Here is a 17,247-nt window from a genome sequence, read left to right as displayed (position 1 = left end):
ATACTAGCGCGGCATTACCAAGGGGTGCCCTTAACGGGCTGAGATGCAAGACAGCGAACCCTTTGTACCTGATCCGGTTAATACTGGCGTAGGGATGGTAGACAACTCCGACTTGCTATCCATTGAAGCCTTACCGGATCGTTTCTTTCTTAAGCTGAGGAAATGATCCATCATGTTAAAACACAGTCTTTTTGCCCTGACCGCGCTTTCGTTAGGGTTTGCGGCGAATGCCCAATCCGACCAGGAAAACATTGAAATTATTACCGTGAATGCGGACTTTCAGTCGCAGACACTGAATGAAATTCCGCAAAGTATTGCCATCGTTGATCCACAAACCATGCAAGAGCGCAGTGCCGAACATTTACAGAATGTGCTCAACAGCGTAGCCAATATTAATTTTTCTGGCGGTACGTCAACAGCCCGTTTTATTCAGATACGGGGCATCGGTGAACGTTCACAGTTCGTTGACAATGTTAATCCGTCGGTTGGTTTACTTATCGACGGCATTGACTATTCCGGTTTGGGTGCCGCGGCCACCTTGTTCGATATCGGTCAACTCGAGGTATTCCGCGGGCCACAGAGCGGGCGCTTTGGTGTTAATTCGTTGGCCGGGATGGTGGTATTGGAAAGTGAAGCGCCATCGGCGATCACCCAAGGACGGCTGTTGGCAGGTATGGCTAATTACGATGAGCAGCGCTTTGGTGTTGCGGTCGGCGGAGCCTTAGGTGAGGCAACCCAAGCGCGCTTATCGGTGCTGCAGTTTAATCAGGATGGCTTCACCAGCAACGCCTTTTTAGACCGTGATGACACCGAACAGCGTGATGAACTGTCTGCCCGTCTGGGTCTGTCGTCAGCATTGAGTGACGACTGGCAGGTTAATGCCAATCTGCACTACTTTAATATTGATAATGGCTATGATGCCTTTAGTCTGGAAAATGACCGTGTAACGCTATCTGACCAGCCCGGTTCAGATGCGCTGCGTTCTGCAGCCGTGCGCCTGGCAGCCGTGTACTCCGGTTGGGGGGCTAGTGAGCTGGAGCTGTCCGTCAGCGGGCTGAACGCCGACAGTGAATACAGTTTTGATGAGGACTGGACCTACGTCGGTATTGCTCCTGGGTGGGAATACTCCTCTTTTGATGCGTATTTCCGAGACCGCGAAGACACTACCGTTGAAGGACGTTTGCGCTCCACAGAGCCGGTTACGTTGCTGGGTCTTATGTCTGAGTGGACGCTGGGGGTTTATGCCTACCGTAAAAACCAGCAACTTACCCGTGATTATTTTAACTGGGATATTGGCGCTCCAGCGCTATTTAGCAGTGACCAAGAACGCAATCACTGGGCGCTTTACGGCGAACTGATTCAACAACTGAACACTCGCTGGAGCCTGCTAACCGGGTTGCGTTTGGAACGTTACACGACGGATTATCTCGACAGCAATCAGGTGGCTGAAGAACCCAGTGATACGATGATCGGTGGTAACCTCAGTTTGCGTTACCAGTACACTGACAATAGTCGCTGGTACACCACGCTGGCGCGCGGCTACAAAGCAGGCGGTGTTAATGGTGAGGCGTTGGGAAGAGCCAAAGATCAGCAACTGGAAAGCATCGAGCAGTACTTGTTGGAGCGTGCGACGTTCGCACCGGAATTGTTATGGAATCTGGAGTCAGGCCTTAAGTGGGCGAGTCCGAACCAAGGTTGGACAGGACGTGTGGCGGTATTTTATAACTGGCGTGATGACGTGCAGTTGAAAAGCTGGGTTAACCGCGACCAATCGTTTGTGGGCTTTCTAGAGAACGCCGCCAGTGGCACCAACTATGGTGTAGAAGCTGAGCTCGAAGGACAGTTGACCGATGGGCTGAGTGCGTTTGCATCGCTTGGTTGGTTGAACACAGAAATCGACGGTTTTGTGACCGAAGACGGCGAGGATATGAGTGGCCGGGATCAGGCACATGCTCCGAATTATACCGCTAACATTGGTTTACGCGGCGTTCTCGGCGAGCACTGGTACTGGAGTGTGCAGACAGATTTGAAAGACGGCTACTATTTTTCCAATTCACATAACCAGAAAGCTGAAGCGGCCACGCAATGGCATGCTCAGATTGGCTATCGCTGGGACAACTGGGAACTGAAGCTGTGGGGACGTAACCTTACCGATGAGGACGTCGAGGTACGAGGTTTCTACTTTGGTAATGATCCGCGTGACCAATACGTCACCGAGACTTACTTGCAGTACGGTGAGCCGCGCCGCGTTGGCTTGACTGCCGAGTATCAATTTTAGGAACAATGATGGTGGAGCAGCTTCTTGATGCATTACTCATGAGCTCCGGATGGGAGCTCATCGCGCTGGTGTTAGCACTGGCGTATCTGCTGTTGGCGGCTCATCAGCGCCAATGGTGCTGGCTCGCCGCTGCCATCAGTTGCTCCATTTATGCCGTCATCTTTTGGCAGGCACGTCTTTATATGGAGTCTGTGTTGCAAGTGATTTACATTGCAATGGCCGGCTACGGCTGGTGGCAGTGGCATCAGGCCAACATCAGTGAAGAGCAGCCGGAGTTGCGGTTTAGTTGGCGTTGGCACCTGCTTCAATGGGCTTGGCTGGTACCTCTGGCTGTGTCAATTGCGCTGTCATTGCAACATTTCACGGATGCTGATGCGGTGTGGTTAGACACCTTCACAACCGTGTTCAGTTTGCTTGCGACTTGGCTGATTGCGCAGAAAGCCTTCGAAACCTGGTGGTATTGGTTGGTTATCGACAGTGTTTATGTGTATTTGTACTGGAGCAAGGGATTCGTCGCAACCGCCCTGCTTTTCGTGCTTTACGTTGTGTTGGTGGTTTACGCAATGTATCGTTGGAAAAGTGATCAGCAAGCGGAGTTGGTAACTAATCATTGAAGATCGAGAAACCGATTGAGGTTCGGGCGCTTCGTTCGGGCGTCGCAAATGAGGTTTGGTTATTGCGGGGGGCCAACGCATCCTACGTGTTTAAATGGCTAAATCACAGCGACTGTCTGGGCCTGAGGCGGAGTGACGAGTTTCACCTACAACAGCAGCTCGCCGATGTTGGTCTGGCGCCTGAGGTTATTGCGCTTGATCCGAGCCGGTGGGTGTTACAAGAATACATCAGTGCCACTCCCATCAGTGCCAAGCCCATTAAAACCACCGAAAAACTTCGCATCACCGCGCAGGCATTGGCACAAATCCATCGCCAGAAACCGGCCTGGCAAGGGACTACGCTGTGGCAGAAAGCGGACCATTATGCACATCGCCTAGGGGAAACCGAACAGCAACAGCTGGCTGCGTTTAACAAGACACTGACAACGGACGAGCCTCAGGTGTTGTGCCATTTTGACCTGGCTTTCGCCCATATTTTGACCGGCCACTCGCTTAAGGTTATTGACTGGGAGTATGCGGGCTGGGGTGATCGCTTGACAGATATCGCCAGTACTATTGAAATAAACGGCCTGGATGCTAATGGTTGTGCAGAATTGTGTCACCATTACAGCGAGCAGACGGGTATTGAGATAGATAACCACTGTCTGCATGAGCACCGACAATTCGTTCGTTGGCTCTATCGACAATGGTCAAAACTGCTGCAGCAAGGAGCACTGAGTGAGTGACAAAGATTTAACCCACCGCGTCTATGGCTATTTGGCAGAGGACGAAGACGCCCGCGTTTGTAAGGATATCCCTGAGTCGGCGTGCCATCATCAGCCTCGCTCATTTGTGCTGATGTTGCTGTCGCTAACACTAACGAAACTTGGTGACACTCTTGTCAGTGCACGATTGGTGTTGCCGTGGATGCTCAGTACGTTAGGAGCGCCGGCTATTTTCATCAGTGCACTGGTGCCCTTGCGTGAATCGCTGGCGCTGTTGCCGCAACTGTTTGTTGCGCAAAAACTCCGTGAACAACCCGTACGAAAATGGTTCTGGGTGGCAGGCAGTATTGGCCAGGCATTATCGTTGGCGTTAATGGTCGTGGCGGTAGCCACGCTGAATAATTCGGCGCTGGGTTGGGCTGTGGTGATTTTATTAACCACCTTCTCACTATCTCGCGGCGTTTGCTCGGTCGCCAATAAAGACGTAACCGGTAAGACGGTATCGAAAACCCGTCGCGGGCGTCTTTCCGGCGTTGCCGCTTCAGCGGCGGGGTTACTGACGTTGGGTACGGCACTGGTGATCATGTTTTCGCCTGAGGTTGAGGGTGAACGCTGGTTATTCCTTGCGTTACTGGGTAGCGGCGTGGTGCTTTGGACCGCTGCAGCTTTGCTTTATGCGGGGATTCCTGAGGTAGCCGGTTCTACGGAAGGCGGTGGTAACGCCATTACCGAAGCCCTTAAGTCGCTCTCGTTGTTATGGCGCAATGGCCAGTTTGGTCATTTTGTTTTAACCCGCGCGCTGTTGGTTTCAGCTGCTTTCGCGATTCCCTACATCGTGGTGCTGATTCAACGTGAAGGTGATGCTGAGCTGACCAGTCTTGGCAGTTTGCTATTGGCCAGCGGGCTGGCCGGGTTACTCGCCGGGCGTGTCTGGGGGCGTTGGTCTGATGCTGCCAGCCATCGTGTTATGGCCGCCGCCTCGGTGATGTCGACGTTGGTGATGTTAATGGCATTAGGCGTCTATTATTGGGCTCCTACAGCACTCGCCTGGCCCTGGGTTGCCGGATTGTTGTTGTTCTTGTCGGCGGTAGCTCACCACGGAGCGCGGGTAGGCCGAAAAACCTATTTGGTGGATATGGCTGATCAGGATAACCGAGCGCAATTAACGGCCGTTTCCAATACCGTTATGGGTATTATTTTGTTAGCCGGTATCCTGCTAGGTTGGCTGGATGCGGCTTATGGTGCTGCGGCGGTATTGTGGTTTCTGGTCGCTGTTGGTGTGTTGGCGTTCCTTTCAGCGCTGGCACTGCCGAATGTCTCCGGGGACTAACCCCCGGAGCAGCCCCTTTGTTGATGAGTTATTTGCCTTTAAGTAAGGCGTACAGCCCAATAATGACCGCCGCGACACCACCGATCAGATACCAAAGTGTGCTGTCGGTCGGTTGATTGGTAAAGACCTCAGATGCTTCCGAAGCGATTGATTGCGACGCCTCGTACGACATATATAACAGTATTGCGCCGACAATAATGAGTACCAGTCCCACCACTTTATTCATAAGTTGCTCCTAAACAGGGGTTATTGTTCTGTCGACTTTCAATGTAGCACAGGGTGGTGACCAATCAAGACATTGACATATGTCATACGCGTACTGACATATGTCAATCTTTGTTCATTCCACGTAGATAATAAAATGTGTTTAAACAAAACGTGGGCGTAGAACAATGAGAAAAATCATCAAACATACCAGCATTGCATTAGCTGTCAGCACCGCCTTATACGGACCGGTCGCTATGAGTCAACAAGCAGAAAGTGCTGCCGACTCAGAAGATATGGAACGAATTGTTACGCTAGGCTCACGAGTAAATGGCAGAACCGCGACCGAGTCAGCCTCGCCGGTCGATATCATCTCCGGAGAGCAGCTGGTTAGCACGGGTGCCAGTGAATTAGGTAAAGCACTGCAGATGAGTGCGCCATCGTTTAACTTTTCAACCACCACGATCTCGGATGGCTCGGACATTATTCGTCCGGCGACGTTACGAGGCCTTGGCCCTGATCAAGTACTGGTTCTTGTTAACGGAAAGCGTCGTCATCAACAGGCGTTGGTTAACGTACAAGAAACCATTGGTAAGGGTTCTGCCGGTTATGACATCAATGCGATCCCGATTTCGGCCGTTGCGCGCGTGGAAATTTTACGGGACGGTGCCGCGGCACAATACGGTTCGGACGCCATTGCCGGGGTTATCAACATCACCCTGAAAAGCGGCGATGGTGGTAGTTTGAGCGCCGAAGTAGGTCAGACTTATGAGGGGGATGGTGAAAATAACCAGGTTGGTTTCAACATCGGCACGTCGAGTAGCTCCGGCTTCGTCAACCTGACCCTTGAATACCGTGACCGGGGTATGACCAACCGGGCATCACCGGCGACTCTGGAAGCAACGGGCGGTCAATTGATCGGTGACTGGCTTGATGAAAATGGTGACCCCGTGGTGCGTTTGCACGTTGGCGATGCCGATTCTGAAAACTATTACGCGTGGCTTAATGCAGGCTACTCGTTAAACAGTACAACCGAACTCTATGCGTTTGGCGGGCTATCCACACGTGACGGTGGTTCTGCCGGGTTTTTCCGTGGTCGCGGTCATCCGCGTACCATAGAAGCGCTGTATCCGGACGGTTTTTTACCCCAGTTAAAGACCGAAGCGGATGACCAATCCATCGCGATTGGTGTGCGCGGAGATCTACCTAACGCATGGATGTGGGATGCCAGTGTTGTGCACGGTATGAATGAATTTCGCTTTAATTCCGCAAATTCGGCTAACGTAAGCTGGTACTACGAGCCGGATGGCAATGGCGGGATTTACGGTGAAACGCCGACCGAAGCGTTTGACGGCGAACTGATCTTTGAGCAAACGACCTTTAACCTCGACTTTAACGGTACCGTTGATGTCGGCAACGAACTGCTCTATTTGGCAACCGGCCTGGAATACCGAACCGATGGTTATACCATTAATCCAGGTGATCCGGTGTCGTGGGCCTATGGCCGCACTAATGACCCAAGTATTGAGATACTGACACCGTCAGGGGCTCCTGCCGAGGCCGGCATTCAGGGCTTCCCGGGTTTCAGTCCGGGTCAGGCCGTGGATGCCGAACGTGACAGTTATGGGGTTTATGTCGACGCGGAATATTATGTCACGCCGGAGTTCTTGATGGCCGGAGCGTTACGCTATGAAGATTATGATATCGCTGGCGATAATATTTCCGGAAAACTCTCAATGCGCTACGACATTGACGCGGATTTTTCGGTTCGTGGCACCTTAGCGACGGGCTTCCGCGCACCTGGCGTGCAGCAAATCTACTACAGCCAGGTACTGACTAATATCGTCAACGGTACTTTGGTACAAACCGGCACCGTATCCAATGATGACGACGTTGCCCGGCAGTTTGGTATTAATGAGCTGGAAGAAGAAACTTCCGAGAGTGTCAGTCTGGGTTTGATCAAGCGCTGGGACAGCGGCTTTGACCTTACCCTGGACTTTTATCAAATTAATATCGATGACCGGATCGTGATTTCGGAGCCATTAACCGCCTCGATTGGCAGCGATTTTGCTGACATCCTCGCGGCCAATAACCTCGGTGCAGCGCAGTTCTTTACCAACTCGGTGGATACTAAGACCACCGGCCTGGACATTATTGGTTCTTACCCCACCAAACTCTGGCAGGGCGATTTAAACTTAACCGCCGCCGTCAGTTTTATGAATACCAGCGTTGAAAGTGTTAACTCGGTGTCCTCGTTGATTCCTGCAGAGGAAATATTCAATGAGACTCAGGTGTTACGTATCGAAGAGGGACAGCCTAACGAGAAAGCCACGTTTAGCGGCCAGTGGCAGCGTAATGACTGGACCGTTAATGCGGCGCTGAACTACTTTGGCTCCGTTGAAGGACAGGCGTTTACCGGCGTACGTCACGAATGGGGGGCAAAATGGTTAATGGATTTATCGGTCGGCTATGACATTAGCCGTGACCTGTCCGTGATGGTCGGTGCCAATAACGTATTTGATACCTATCCTGATGAATGGGGTGATGCGGGTATACCGTTCTCTCAGGCCGGTTTTAAGTATGGTTGGGAAACCTTGCCATTTGGCATTAATGGCGGCTACTACTATATGCGCTTTAATTATTCGTTCTAAAGCAAAAAGCCCGCGGCCTCGGCCGCGGGCTTAAGTTGTTCATGTCACCCTATTAACCAAGGTATGACGTTAACATCCATGATGTTTTTTCTTGTTCACGAATGTAATCGCTCATCAAGGCTGATGTACCTTCATCTCCTGCATCATCGGCAAGCGCCTGGATGTCGCGTTGAAGACGAATAATGGTCTGGTAACTGTCAAGGATATTACCGACGCAGGCACGACCTTCATGCACATCTTTTACTTCCTCAATGTCACTCGCCTTGATGTAAGTTGAATACGCATGCATTGGGCGCTGACCCAAAGTCAGAATACGTTCAGCAATTTCATCAATTTTCAGCAACAAGTCATCATAGGTTTCTTCGAACTTCGCGTGCAGTTGGAAGAACTGTTCACCTTTGATGTTCCAGTGGAAACCACGAACATTCATGTAAAAAATCTGATAATTGGCCAACAGCTCATTCAATTTATCACCTAAACTGGCTGCTTTTTTCTCATCAAGACCAATAACTTTTAACTGTTTCATTACGTCCTCCAGATTGACTGACTCCGTACCCACTTACTACGAATTTACTGCAAATTTGATCATTTCTGAAGGATTGTTTCGCGTTTACCATCACGAATGTGCTGTTCGCCGCGCTGTTTGGCCAACTGAATTTGACGCTCACGCTCAGCAAACCGTTGTTTTTGCTCGGGTGTGGTTTTATCAAAACAATGGGGACAGCTTACCCCTTTCTGATACTGCTCAGATTGCTTCTCTTCTTCGGTGATTGGCATCCGACAGGCGTAGCACTGATCGTACTCACCCTGTTCAAGCCCGTGTTTCACCGTCACGCGTTGGTCAAACACGAAGCATTCGCCGTTCCATTTGCTGCTTTCTTCCGGCACCATCTCCAAGTATTTAAGAATCCCCCCTTTCAGGTGGTAGACTTCATCAAAACCTTGTTCTTTCAGGTAGGCGGTTGATTTTTCACAGCGAATACCGCCTGTGCAGAACATCGCGACCTTTTTGTGCTTGGTGGGGTCCAGATGCTGCTTAACGTATTCAGGAAACTCGCGGAAAGCTTCCGTTTTTGGGTTTACCGCACCTTCAAATGTACCAACAGCGTATTCGTATTCGTTACGGGTGTCGATGACCAGCACTTCAGGATCGGAAATCAGATCATTCCATTGCTCAGGTTCCACGTAGGTGCCGACGGTATTTTTAGGATCAACCCAGTCGATACCCATGGTAACGATTTCTTTCTTAAGCTTCACTTTGGTCCGATAAAACGCTTGTGTATCACTGGGGGATTCTTTGTGATCAATATCAATCAAACGTTCATCGCTGCGCAAGTAAGCCAGCACATTGTCGATACCTTCACGAGTACCGCAAATGGTGCCATTGATACCTTCCCGAGCCAAAAGGAGGGTGCCTTTGACATCGTTATCAATTAGAGTTTGATACAGAGGCTCACGAAGTTGTTCAAAGTCGTTGAGTTCGACAAATTTATACAGTGCCGCGCAAATAAACATAAAAAGACTACCTTTTTCAGCTGCCCGGAACGTAAATCCGGTGCGTTAAAATCGCGCGGATTATAACCGTTAGAGGAATTTTGCTCAATGCCCGCAAGTGATTGGATGTTTTGGGGCTTGGTGTTGCTTTCTGCAAGCACCTCGTTGTTGACCGCGATTGCCGGTGCCGGCGGTGGCGCGGTATTGATAGCCATGCTGGCACTGGTGTTACCGGCGCCGGCGATTATCCCGGTGCATGGGGTGGTACAGATGGGATCCAACGTCGGTCGCACGGTACTGGCCTGGCGCCACATTGATTGGTTCACCGTTGCCTGGTTTGTGCCCTTTGGATTGCTCGGCACGACAGTAGGCAGTCTCTTGTTGGTGCAGTTTCCGGCTCCCTTGCTGCAACTGTGTATTGCGTTATTTTTATTGTATCTGACCTGGGGGCCGAAGCTACCGCAACTGGTATTGGGCAAAGCGGGACTTGCCTGTGGCGGTCTGATCACCGGTTTTATTTCGTTGTTTGTCGGAGCATCCGGACCCGTGGTGGCGGCCTTTATTAAGTCACGCTTTTCCGAACGCATGACCACAGTAGCGACGTTTGCCGCCACCATGAGCATGCAGCACGCACCGAAAGCGCTGGTGTTTGGCTTAGCCGGGTTTGTATTTAAAGACTGGCTGTTGTTGATCGCAGCGATGATGGCGGCGGGCTTTATCGGTACCTGGGTGGGCTTAAAATGGTTAAAGCGGATTTCGAATCACCGCTTTAACCAAATTTTCCGCTGGGTGATTACGCTACTGGCTTTGCGTCTGCTGTGGGTCGCGTTTGACGCGTTTGACGCGTTTATCCCAGCGTTGTCGGGCATAACGTCGTAAACTGGCGACGTTATCGGTTTCGTCCATAATTGGTGTGCCGAGAATGGTCTCGATAATATCTTCCAGGGTAATTAAGCCCAGCCAACTGCCATGCTCGTCGTATACCAGGCAAAGATGTTGACGTTCTTTCAGCAGATACGCCATTAAGCTTTCGATACTCACGGTTTCGGTAACGATTTCGACCGGCCGTGCTAAATCAACAACCCGTTGTTGGCGGTCTGCATCCAGTGCATCACTGCGGAATAATAGACCCTGTGGCTCTTCGTCGGCATCGATGATCGGAAAGCGCGAGAACGGCAATGGGCGAGCTTTCTCGGCAAATTCAGCAACGGTCATATCGGGCGGAATGGTCTCACACACCGTACGGGGGGTCATCACGTCCTTAACACGGATATCGTGTAAATCGAGAATATTCCAGATAACGCGGTGTTCGTCTTTGTCGAGCGCCTGTTGTTCGAAACCCATGGTGGCCATGGCTTTAATTTCTGAGCGCACATCAATGTCCGGCTCGTTGTTACCGATGCGACGGGTAATTTGATCGGACAACCAAATGAAGGGGCGTAAGGTGAAAATCATAAAACGCAGGGTGGGCGCCAACAGCGGTGCCAGGGCACGCCAGAATTTCGCGCCGATGGTTTTCGGTATGATTTCCGACAACACCAGAATAAGCAGTGTCATTACCGCACTGGCAACGCCTAAATAGCCATCGCCAAACACGACGCCGACTTGCGCGCCAACCCCCGCAGCACCTGCGGTATGGGCAATGGTGTTTAAGGTCAGAATGGCTGCCAGCGGCTGGTCTATATTGCGTTTTAAGGCGGCCAGCTTATCGTGCAGGACAGGCTGTTGTTCTTTTAGTTGAGCAATGTAGCTGGGGGTGATCGACAACAGCGCTGCTTCGAGCACCGAACAAATAAAAGACACGCCAATGGCTAGAAAAGCAAAAACAATCAGTAAAAACATAGTATTCCGCGTTAGCTAAACTGAAAAACCACGAGGGCAATGGCGGCAATAATAGCAACCGACCAGCCTAAACGCGACGCATTTTTTTGCCACCATTGCTGCGCATAGGGACCTAGCCACATCGCCAGTAACGCCAGCCCATAATAACGAATGCCGCGTGACAAACCTGAGGCAAGTAAAAACAAGGGCAGTGAGAAGCCCGTAACGCCCGCCGCGAGCATCGCCGTCTGAAAGGGAACCGGCGTTACCCCAACCAGAAACACCGCGATAAAACCGTCGGTTTCCAGTGTTGCTTTAAATGATTCATAATAGTCTTGCAGGCTAAGGTAGTTGATAAACCACTGCCCGATGCTATCGAATAAGGCGTAACCGATAAAATATCCCGCCAGCGCTCCGGTCAGGCAACCCGCCAGTGCCACGCTGGCAATGGACCAAATGCGATCGCGTTCCAGCACCATGAAAGGAATCAGTATCAATTCCAATGGTATCGGTATAATGGTGGCTTCCAACGCCGACATAAAAAATAAAATCACCAATGCGTGTGGCGAGTCGAGCAAGCGTTGCAGCCATTTTTGTGCGGATTTATTGTCTGGTTTAAGGGTTTCGTTATCCACGAGCGCTGTTTCCGATTAAAGCAATCGTTGCCAGTTTAACGCGAAATCTTTGCAAAGGGGGATCGAACCGTTTAAAAAGGACGTAAATAAGCGGCACGTTGTTTTTATAAGGAATACAGTGAAATGAACTATCGCGGCAGTCCAGCATTTACTCATCAGCAGGCCGATAAACTGGGTGTGCTTGTAACGAACCTCGGCACCCCCGACGCGCCCACCAAGGCAGCATTAAAACCTTACCTGAAAGAGTTTCTTTCCGACCCCCGGGTGGTCGAAGTGCCGCGTCTGCTGTGGTCATTGATTTTGAACGGCGTGATACTGCGGATACGGCCTAAGCGCTCTGCTGAGGCCTATGAAACGGTGTGGACAGAACGCGGTTCGCCGTTGCTTTACCACACTCAGGATCAGGCTGCGGCAATTGATAAGCAACTGAAACAACAGTTTGGCGATAAGGTGGTGGTGGACTTTGCGATGCGCTATGGTCAGCCGAGCATCAGCGACCGCATCGATAGAATGCTGCAGGCAGGGGTGCGTAAGTTGCTGGTACTGCCGTTGTATCCCCAATACTCAGCTTCGACGGTGGCCTCGACCTTTGATGCCGTCGCGAAGGATTTCAGTAAGCGCCGTTGGTTGCCAGAGTTCCGTTTCATCACTCATTATCACGACTTTGAACCTTTTATTGCGGCGGCGGCCGAACGTATTGAGCGCCATTGGGCAACCCACGGTCGCGCCGATAAACTGATTTTTTCGTATCATGGTGTTCCCCTTCGTTATCTTAAAAACGGTGACCCTTATCATTGCGAATGCTACAAAACGTCTCGTTTATTAGCGCAAAAGCTTGGATTGAGCGATAGTGAATACTTAACCACGTTTCAGTCACGGTTTGGTCGCGAAGAGTGGCTACAACCTTACACCGATGAAACCATGAAAAGTTTACCGGCGAAGGGGGTAAAATCGGTGCAGGTGTTCTGTCCGGGTTTTTCTGCCGATTGCCTGGAAACCATTGAAGAGATTGGTGAAGAGAATAAAGAGTATTTTATCGAAAATGGTGGTGAGCGTTATGAGTACATCAGTGCATTAAATGCGGAGCCACAACATATTGACGCACTGGTGCAGTTAATTCAGAACCACCTGAGTGGGTGGACCGTTGCTACGGATCAAAGCGAGGCGCTGGCAGTGAGACAGGCGCAGGCAGATAAGGTCAGCAACCAACAATTACCTTATTAACAGGAGGGCAGTGGAAAATGGATAACGAATTTAAACTGAGCCTGGAACTGCTTGAAGATTATAAGTTTGTCATTGATTTTGGGCAGTTTGGTGAAGTTATCAGTGACGAACCTGAACCCTTAGGAAGTGGTGAAGGCCCGAATCCGTCGCGGATGCTGGCAGCCTCAGTGGCTAACTGCCTGGCGGCGAGTTTAATTTTTGCACTGCGTAAATACAAAGATGATCCGGGCAAAGTGAGTGCTGACGTCAGTGGCAAGCTGGAACGTGTTGATGGCCGGTGGCGCATAACCAATATCGGTGTTGAGCTGTTTTTAGGCAATGATCAGGATGCCTTACCGCATTTATCTCAGGCGCTGGAGAAGTTTGAAGATTTTTGTGTGGTCACGCAGAGTGTCCGCAATGGCATCGACGTTGATGTAAAAGTTTATGACAGCAATAACACCAAGGTGAAGGATGTCTAGTCGCTCCGGCTTCGGTAAACCCTTTATGTTTATCGCCTGGGGCCTGGCTCTGGCATTACTGGTATGGTTTTTCGAAGACAAACTACAGCAACAGTTCAATCCTAATCAACAGGTTTCGACACAACAGTTGGGCAATCAATTGGTCGTTCAACTCGAGCAAAACCGCATGGGTCATTATGTTGCGAAAGGTCGGGTTAATGGTCAGCCAGTCACCTTTTTGCTGGATACCGGTGCAACCTTAGTGGCTATTCCCGAGCCATTGGCTCAGCGGCTGGGGCTAAAAAAAGGCCGTCAGGGGATGTCACAAACCGCCAATGGCCGAGTCATCACCTACCGTACCGTGATTGATCAATTGCAACTGGGTGACATCGTGTTAGACGATGTGCAGGCCTCAATCACCCCCGGCATGGATGGCGACATTATTTTGTTGGGGATGAGCGCACTGAAACAGTTTGAGTTGACACAGAAGGGCGATACGTTAACGATACGGTACTAGTGCAGAGTTTCGTATTGAATAAGAGGTAGCAACATGTTTTCTCGTGTAAGTTTGGTTTTAGCACTTGCGGCGGTAACGGCATCGATGCCGGTGAGCGCGCAGCAGGATGAATTGCAACGCTGTGCCACCATTGAAGATTCATTGCAGCGTCTTGTCTGTTTTGACAAGTTGGCGGAAAAATACAGTGATAACCCGCCCCAAGAACAACCGCAAAAGGCCGTAAAAGCCGAGCGTCAGCAAACTCATCGCGATGCTGCCGCACGCTTTGGTATTGAGCATAAAAATGCCAAGGACATGGAGAGCATCGACAAACTGACCGTCGAGATTGCCAGCCGCAGACAAGATCCTTATGGCAACTGGATTATTACGCTGGCCAACGGACAAGTTTGGAAACAAACTGAAAGTGTCGGGTATTTCAGTTGGGATGAAGAGGACACTTACTACATTGAACGTGGTGCCTTGAACTCTTTCTTTTTTGGACGGGAAGGCGCTAATCGCCGCTTCCGCGTTACTCGTGTTGAGTAGTCTCCGCCGCCAGCGTTTTATCGAATTCGTCAAAAGGCATGGGTTTATAGAACAGAAACCCCTGTAGACCCATGCAGCCCTGACGCATAAAGAAATCGGCCTGTTCCGGTGTCTCGATACCTTCTACGATAACCATCTTGTTAAGGCCATGAGCCATATCAGTAATGGCTTTACAAATTGTAGGGCTGGCTGGATCGGTAAATATCGATTGGCTGAACTCACGGTCAATTTTTAGTGTATCAATGGGTAGCCGGCTTAAGTATGAGAGCGAGGAGAATCCGGTACCGAAGTCATCAATCGCCACCCGGCAACCGATGGTTCTGAGTTCAGCCAGCTCCCGGAATACCTTTTGCGCATCCTCGACCATAACGCTCTCGGTTAACTCAAACTGCAACTGTTGCAGTGGCACCTGATATTCTTGGGCGAGTTCGGAAACGGTTCCAATAATGTTCTCGCGCTGAAACTGCTTGACCGATAGATTAATCGATAACGTAAAGTTTTTACCAACTTGCCATTTAGCGAGGTCGGCGATGGCAGCCCGCATGATCAATTTAGACAGTGGAACGATTTGTCCGGTTTGCTCCGCAATGGGGATGAATTCCGCCGGAGAAATAAAGCTGCCATCCGGTTGCGGCCAGCGTACCAATGCCTCTGCACCAATAATACGCTGCCCTCTGGCGGATACGTAGGGCTGGTAGTAAACTTCAAACTCTCGCTGTTCGATGGCCTTTTGCAGTTTATTACGTAAATGCAGTTCGTGTTCGTATTGTATTGCCATTTTGTCCGCGAACACCTCGAACGTATTACCACCACTGCGTTTCGCGTGACTCATGGCGACGTCGGCATTTTGAATTAACAGTTCTGCATCGGTGCTGTGGAATTTAGAAACCGACAGACCAATACTGGCGGTTAAATACAAATCGAGTTCATAAAAGTCGAACTTCTCTCTGATCTGACGCAAAAACGTTTTTGCCAGCTCCCGACCTTTCTGCAGATCCGTATCGGGGGCAAAGACGATGAACTCATCACCGCTAAAGCGAGCGATTTGCAAATTATCCTGCTGGTTTTGCTGTAAGCGTCTGGCGACACTGTGCAGGAGTTTATTGCCTATGCGTAGCCCGAGGTTGTCGTTGATCGCTTTAAAGCCATCAAGATCGATGAACAAAACGCAACAACTGAGATGCGGGCTTTTTTGCAAGTATTCGGTCATGCGTTGCTCAAGCACGTCTCTTCGGATCAGTTGAGTAACACTGTCAAACTGTGCGACGGTAAACAGTTTTTTGCGTTCCCGGTTTAACCGACGGTTGATGTCAAAGGTTGCCAGGAATAACGCTGCAAGCAGTAATCCCACCAATAGCACGGCTTGGTTAATCGCCGCATTTTGCCAGAAAATTCCAGGTTCATTGAGGACCGCATGAAACGTCATCGGTTGCTCGCCAAATACGGGCAGTGATGTCGATAATTGGAAAAAATGTTTCTTCGCTAGCTCATGTTTAGATAACGGAGCAAACGCTTGACTGTTTATCGGTAAAAAGTAATCGTCGGAGAGCTTTAAATAGGTGTCAAAATAATCGAGGTAGCTGATTTTGCTGACGGACAGCAACTTTTTCAGATTCAATACCACCAGCAATTGGCGTGCAGGATAATGCGGATTATTGATCGGAAAAACCAGAATAAAGCGGGGTTCGTTGGTGGCCAGAGAGTCTTCAACGACAACGGCACCCTGTTGCTTGAACTGCTGTTGGCGCCAGGTTTTGATGCTATCGATATCCGCGATTAACAATTCGGCCGGAGCGGTTGCCTTGGTCAACAGCGGATTGTCGAACTCCTGTTGTTGGTAGAGCATCATGGCCTGGATTAACTCAAAATCATTGAGGTAGGTTGTGGTGTCGACTTCAATCAACTGTTCCCAACTGTCCTCGGCGACATGATTCCAGCGACTGACCAGCCGCACCAATGCCTTATTTTGTATATCCAACCGTGAGCTTATGGCTTCACTGGATTTTTGCAGGTTCAGTGCGCCGCGGCTTTTAATGTTATCGATGTGTTCATTGGAGAGTATGCCCCAAATGACTACCGTAGCGATTACGATAGTGGCCGCAACAAGAATACCGGAAAAATTGCGTTTTGTTGGTTGCTCCAATGCTTTGGGCAGTAATAGAAAAGCGCCTCCGACTAACAGTATGATCACCATCGCAGCCGTTACAGCAATAGGGTTAGTGGCCCAGGAGGTGGTGTAACCGCGCAACCAAAGCGATACAAACAATCCGGTTGCGAAGAGTAACAAAAGCAGTCCGCTCCAGCGGCAAATTTGTGCGGATAGCGCACGGTTTGACGACGCCAGCAGTACCAAACCAACGACCATAGATGTGGTGGGCAACCATAACGAGATTTGCAGGGTCAGCCAGCCTGCTGCATAAACGCCAAGGACTATCAGAATCAGTCCCAACAACCGCGTGATGAGCCATTGTTGCAACTGATAACTCACAATTGCCACACCGGTTATTAACGTGGTGAGTGACAGTAGCGGCGTCATGATCGGCATAATGTCCGCGTTATCGCTGACAACAAGGTTGCTAAAGCCGGCCATCCCAAGCATTACACAGCTAATCGCTATGAGTGTAACGAGTGAGGAGGCAACGTTCTCCGTTAATTGCTTTAGCACCCGGACTCCTTGGCGTGGTCAGCAGTTGGACAGTGTCGTAAACCCCCATATTAGCGCGCTAGCAGGTGATGTAAACCAATTTTAACAAGACGCACCTGGTTACAGTTTATTACGTTGTTAAACAGCAATTCTTTTCGTATGGACT

Annotated in this window: 16 protein-coding genes and 1 riboswitch; of the genes, 10 read left to right on the top strand and 6 right to left on the bottom strand. The window is 50.3% G+C overall.

Annotated elements, in window-relative coordinates:
- Nucleotides 1-10 precede the first annotated feature (10 nt).
- Nucleotides 11-112, top strand: a riboswitch (TPP riboswitch).
- A gap of 60 nt (nt 113-172) precedes the next feature.
- From CWE23_RS11430 to CWE23_RS11415, 4 genes are read left to right on the top strand one after another with little or no spacing between them, the layout of a single operon-like run.
- Entirely contained in the window at nt 173-2,278 is a 2,106-nt protein-coding gene (locus tag CWE23_RS11430) for a TonB-dependent receptor (RefSeq protein WP_126820322.1), read from the top strand.
- Between the two features lie 8 nt (nt 2,279-2,286).
- On the top strand, nt 2,287-2,892 hold the full coding sequence (gene pnuC, locus CWE23_RS11425; protein WP_105307400.1) for a nicotinamide riboside transporter PnuC: 606 nt from the start codon (nt 2,287-2,289) through the stop codon (nt 2,890-2,892).
- A complete protein-coding gene (locus tag CWE23_RS11420) occupies nt 2,889-3,617 on the top strand; it encodes a phosphotransferase (RefSeq protein ID WP_126820321.1) in 729 nt (242 codons plus the stop codon). The genes pnuC and CWE23_RS11420 overlap by 4 nt, the downstream gene beginning before the upstream one ends.
- Nucleotides 3,610-4,926 carry an MFS transporter gene (locus CWE23_RS11415; RefSeq protein WP_105307398.1) on the top strand — a complete coding sequence of 439 codons (1,317 nt, stop codon included), beginning with the start codon at nt 3,610-3,612 and terminating at the stop codon, nt 4,924-4,926. The genes CWE23_RS11420 and CWE23_RS11415 overlap by 8 nt, the downstream gene beginning before the upstream one ends.
- A 28-nt stretch (nt 4,927-4,954) precedes the next feature.
- On the opposite strand, the gene CWE23_RS11410 is transcribed toward CWE23_RS11415, so the two are convergent.
- The gene (locus CWE23_RS11410; RefSeq protein ID WP_105307397.1) at nt 4,955-5,152 is read right to left on the bottom strand and encodes a DUF3185 family protein; all 198 of its coding nucleotides are present in this window, start codon (nt 5,150-5,152) and stop codon (nt 4,955-4,957) included.
- Between the two features lie 166 nt (nt 5,153-5,318).
- On the opposite strand from CWE23_RS11410, the gene CWE23_RS11405 reads away from it, so the two are divergent.
- A complete protein-coding gene (locus CWE23_RS11405) occupies nt 5,319-7,781 on the top strand; it encodes a TonB-dependent receptor plug domain-containing protein (RefSeq protein ID WP_105307396.1) in 2,463 nt (820 codons plus the stop codon).
- A gap of 52 nt (nt 7,782-7,833) precedes the next feature.
- Here CWE23_RS11405 and CWE23_RS11400 read toward each other — a convergent pair whose 3' ends face one another.
- Together CWE23_RS11400 and trhO are read right to left on the bottom strand one after the other, a co-directional pair.
- On the bottom strand, nt 7,834-8,307 hold the full coding sequence (locus tag CWE23_RS11400; RefSeq protein ID WP_105307395.1) for a Dps family protein: 474 nt from the start codon (nt 8,305-8,307) through the stop codon (nt 7,834-7,836).
- Nucleotides 8,308-8,366: 59 nt separating this feature from the next.
- Nucleotides 8,367-9,296 (bottom strand): oxygen-dependent tRNA uridine(34) hydroxylase TrhO, encoded by a 930-nt coding sequence (gene trhO / locus CWE23_RS11395; protein WP_105307394.1) that lies wholly within the window; start codon nt 9,294-9,296, stop codon nt 8,367-8,369.
- Between the two features lie 87 nt (nt 9,297-9,383).
- Here trhO and CWE23_RS11390 point away from each other — a divergent pair, with 87 nt between their 5' ends.
- Complete coding sequence (locus CWE23_RS11390) at nt 9,384-10,154, top strand: sulfite exporter TauE/SafE family protein (protein WP_241970629.1); 771 nt, start codon at nt 9,384-9,386, stop codon at nt 10,152-10,154.
- Here CWE23_RS11390 and CWE23_RS11385 read toward each other — a convergent pair.
- On the bottom strand, nt 10,074-11,117 hold the full coding sequence (locus CWE23_RS11385) for a CNNM domain-containing protein (RefSeq protein ID WP_126820320.1): 1,044 nt from the start codon (nt 11,115-11,117) through the stop codon (nt 10,074-10,076). The genes CWE23_RS11390 and CWE23_RS11385 overlap by 81 nt on opposite strands.
- Before the next feature lie 11 nt (nt 11,118-11,128).
- Nucleotides 11,129-11,731: a YqaA family protein gene (locus CWE23_RS11380; RefSeq protein ID WP_241970628.1), complete on the bottom strand. Its 603-nt coding sequence runs from the start codon at nt 11,729-11,731 to the stop codon at nt 11,129-11,131.
- Between the two features lie 123 nt (nt 11,732-11,854).
- On the opposite strand from CWE23_RS11380, the gene hemH reads away from it, so the two are divergent.
- Genes hemH through CWE23_RS11360 form a run of 4 tightly spaced genes read left to right on the top strand, consistent with a single transcriptional unit; the run spans nt 11,855 to nt 14,437 of the window.
- Complete coding sequence (hemH, locus tag CWE23_RS11375; protein WP_126820319.1) at nt 11,855-12,955, top strand: ferrochelatase; 1,101 nt, start codon at nt 11,855-11,857, stop codon at nt 12,953-12,955.
- A gap of 17 nt (nt 12,956-12,972) precedes the next feature.
- Nucleotides 12,973-13,416 carry an OsmC family protein gene (locus CWE23_RS11370; RefSeq protein ID WP_105307391.1) on the top strand — a complete coding sequence of 148 codons (444 nt, stop codon included), beginning with the start codon at nt 12,973-12,975 and terminating at the stop codon, nt 13,414-13,416.
- Nucleotides 13,409-13,912: a retropepsin-like aspartic protease family protein gene (locus CWE23_RS11365; protein WP_105307390.1), complete on the top strand. Its 504-nt coding sequence runs from the start codon at nt 13,409-13,411 to the stop codon at nt 13,910-13,912. The genes CWE23_RS11370 and CWE23_RS11365 overlap by 8 nt, the downstream gene beginning before the upstream one ends.
- A gap of 33 nt (nt 13,913-13,945) precedes the next feature.
- Complete coding sequence (locus tag CWE23_RS11360; protein ID WP_241970627.1) at nt 13,946-14,437, top strand: hypothetical protein; 492 nt, start codon at nt 13,946-13,948, stop codon at nt 14,435-14,437.
- Here CWE23_RS11360 and CWE23_RS11355 read toward each other — a convergent pair.
- Nucleotides 14,421-17,102 carry a putative bifunctional diguanylate cyclase/phosphodiesterase gene (locus CWE23_RS11355; RefSeq protein ID WP_126820318.1) on the bottom strand — a complete coding sequence of 894 codons (2,682 nt, stop codon included), beginning with the start codon at nt 17,100-17,102 and terminating at the stop codon, nt 14,421-14,423. The genes CWE23_RS11360 and CWE23_RS11355 overlap by 17 nt on opposite strands.
- Nucleotides 17,103-17,247: the final 145 nt, after the last annotated feature.

The organism is Idiomarina aquatica, from assembly GCF_003987185.1.
GTDB lineage: Bacteria > Pseudomonadota > Gammaproteobacteria > Enterobacterales > Alteromonadaceae > Idiomarina > Idiomarina aquatica.
This window is presented reverse-complemented; position numbering and strand designations above follow the sequence as displayed.

Coding starts and splice junctions, on each gene's coding strand:
- CWE23_RS11410 (WP_105307397.1), bottom strand. CDS start 5,152: ATGAATAAAGTGGTGGGACTGGTACTCATTATTGTCGGCGCAATACTG.
- trhO (WP_105307394.1), bottom strand. CDS start 9,296: ATGTTTATTTGCGCGGCACTGTATAAATTTGTCGAACTCAACGACTTT.
- CWE23_RS11390 (WP_241970629.1), top strand. CDS start 9,384: ATGCCCGCAAGTGATTGGATGTTTTGGGGCTTGGTGTTGCTTTCTGCA.
- CWE23_RS11405 (WP_105307396.1), top strand. CDS start 5,319: ATGAGAAAAATCATCAAACATACCAGCATTGCATTAGCTGTCAGCACC.
- pnuC (WP_105307400.1), top strand. CDS start 2,287: ATGGTGGAGCAGCTTCTTGATGCATTACTCATGAGCTCCGGATGGGAG.
- CWE23_RS11385 (WP_126820320.1), bottom strand. CDS start 11,117: ATGTTTTTACTGATTGTTTTTGCTTTTCTAGCCATTGGCGTGTCTTTT.
- CWE23_RS11360 (WP_241970627.1), top strand. CDS start 13,946: ATGTTTTCTCGTGTAAGTTTGGTTTTAGCACTTGCGGCGGTAACGGCA.
- CWE23_RS11365 (WP_105307390.1), top strand. CDS start 13,409: ATGTCTAGTCGCTCCGGCTTCGGTAAACCCTTTATGTTTATCGCCTGG.
- CWE23_RS11400 (WP_105307395.1), bottom strand. CDS start 8,307: ATGAAACAGTTAAAAGTTATTGGTCTTGATGAGAAAAAAGCAGCCAGT.
- CWE23_RS11370 (WP_105307391.1), top strand. CDS start 12,973: ATGGATAACGAATTTAAACTGAGCCTGGAACTGCTTGAAGATTATAAG.
- hemH (WP_126820319.1), top strand. CDS start 11,855: ATGAACTATCGCGGCAGTCCAGCATTTACTCATCAGCAGGCCGATAAA.
- CWE23_RS11430 (WP_126820322.1), top strand. CDS start 173: ATGTTAAAACACAGTCTTTTTGCCCTGACCGCGCTTTCGTTAGGGTTT.